Source organism: Mesorhizobium sp. M7A.F.Ca.US.007.01.2.1 (genome assembly GCF_003998165.1).
GTDB lineage: Bacteria > Pseudomonadota > Alphaproteobacteria > Rhizobiales > Rhizobiaceae > Mesorhizobium > Mesorhizobium ciceri.
Map to the genome: position 1 here is coordinate 1 of NZ_RZQP01000424.1, position 2,267 is coordinate 2,267.

2 protein-coding genes are annotated in these 2,267 nt (G+C 61.7%); both read left to right on the top strand.

All coding sequences use genetic code 11. The features are described 5' to 3' along the window. Positions 1-568 (top strand): DUF1403 family protein (locus EN949_RS34645; protein WP_127371965.1); only part of this gene is annotated, 568 nt, incomplete at its 5' end. Positions 569-570: 2 nt separating this feature from the next. Beyond that, positions 571-1,233: an SMC-Scp complex subunit ScpB gene (locus tag EN949_RS34650; RefSeq protein ID WP_063169436.1), complete on the top strand. Its 663-nt coding sequence runs from the start codon at positions 571-573 to the stop codon at positions 1,231-1,233. Positions 1,234-2,267: the final 1,034 nt, after the last annotated feature.

A 2,267-nucleotide genomic window follows, 5' to 3' on the forward strand; every position in this document is an offset into this window, starting at 1 on the left:
CCATTGGGACGGCGCCGCGCTCGCCGACCTTTGCACGCAGATCGAAAAACTCGGGGTATCCCAGCGGTCGGCGCCATTCGACGCCGCGGCGATCGCCGCTGAGGTCGTCGCCATGCGTCCCGATGCCGAAGTCTTTGGCTGGTGGCTCGCCGACCTGGTACTGGCGCAACGCCTGGGCTGGCCGCAGCCCCTGCCGCTCCTAATGGCGCAGGGTTTTGGACCATCTTTCCGCACCGAGGCCGGCGGTGGCCGGCGCATCCGGCCCGGGGACAAGAATTTTGAGCGGGCGGTTTGCATCGCGCTCGTCGCGGCCGCCGCGGACGCTTGTCGGTTGGCCGCCGAGCTGTCGCGCCGGGCCGAAAAACTCCTGGCGGTGGCGCCGAAACTGCGCGCCAAAGGCGCCGGCGACGTAATCTTTCTGCTGCTCAGTGAAGACGCCGTGTCCGGATCGCTGACGACGGACAATCTGTCGCGCTTTGCATCGCGACGGCTGTTCGAACGGCTGCAGCAACTGGAGGTCGTGCGCGAGCTCTCCGGCCGCCCCACATTCCGGCTGTTCGGGCTGTAGCGATGAGCGAAGCGTCCGCCCGCCGCAAGCCAAACGATCAGCCGGCGCTGCTCGACACCGAACTGGAACATCTGCCGCCGGAGCTGCGCTGGTGCGAATGGATGGCCCGCGTCGAAGCGGTGATCTTTGCGGCAAATGAACCGGTGACACGTAGTGTCCTCGCGCGGGTGGTGGGAAAAAACTGCAATATCGAGCTGATCATCGACGACATTCGCGCCGAACTCGCCGGCCGCCCTTACGAGCTGGTCGCGGTCGCCGGCGGCTGGCAGCACCGGACCAAAAAGGTTTTTGGCGACGCCATTCACGCAGCCTTCGGCACGGCAGCGGGCGAGGGAGCAAAAGAACTGTCGCAGGCGGAGGCGCTTGTCTTGATGTGCATTGCCTATTTCCAGCCGATCACCCGTGGCGAGCTGTCGAGCTTTTTCGGCAAGGAGGTGTCACGTGACCTGATCGGCGTGCTGCGCGCTGAGCAGCTGGTCGCCTCGGGGCCGCGCAGCCCGCAGCCGGGCGCGCCCTACACCTATGTGACGACCAAAACTTTTCTGTCGCAGTTCGGGCTCGACACGCTGCGCCAGCTGCCGGATTTCGAGGCGCTCGAGGACGCCGGGCTGCTGTCGAAGGAGAAGCTGCTGGATCATCCCAGGGTTTGCAGATATCGACGATGATGGCGCCAGCGCCGCGCTCGACGAATAGATGATCCCATCACGGCGGGACACACGCGATCTCGCCGCTCGTCACATAGAAGATTGCGCCACGCACGCCGTCTGGTCTCGCCGGCTGGGTCCTTCGCGTGACGGAAGGGAGGTGGCGGCACGCGTCCGCTTGTCGATGAAGGATAAGCGAACAGGCAATTGATCGAGCCTGGTCGCACATGTCGATCACCATTGAGAGCTCTCGAAGGGAGAAAGTTCAATTGAACCACGTCTACCTTGAGCTTCTCGCGACGATTGAGGCGTTAAGATCCAGCCCATCGGGGCGACCATTCAGACGCTGATGGACAAGGTTCGCGACCTTTCACAGACGATCAAAGCCCTGAAAGACGATCTCCACCAGACAGCCGGCTATGGCCTGCTAAGAACCTAGCCAGCCGGCGAGTGCCCATCCCGGCCATTGTCAGCGAGGCGGCCATCCCAACAAGATCGCCTTGCCGCCACCGCCAATGGCGGATGCTGACAGCAGCGCCATAAGAACGCCAACGTAGATGGGGAAGATCATCCTCGGGCTATTCGTCCTTCCAAATGACAGTCTTCCCCCGAAAATCCCAATGAAATTTGAGGTTGGCTTTCAGTACCTCGGTGGGGATCCTCGGCTCGATCGCTGTGTGGAGAGCGTTATACGTTTCTCGGCAGAAGCTCGGCGGCGGGACATTCAGCTTGTACCCCGACGGGTACCTAAAATCTTGCTGAGAATTCATCAGGTCAAGGTTGTTGGCAATCATCTTCACGTTCCCAATCGGCGGCATTCCTAGGGCCACTGCGGCTTCGTAAATGTCCTCGATCTTGTGACCGAAGCCGAGCCGGAGACCGCGTTTCGACACGCCCTTTGAAGCTAGATACGCTTTCAAGAGGAGTTCTAGGTGTGAGCTTTCGAGAGGTTGTCCATTCGGACCGGACCGAGGAGACTGGAGTTACCACGCTTCAGCATCCATCGGAGGGTCCGAATGAACATCCACAAGAATGCCCGTCTCACACCGCTGCGT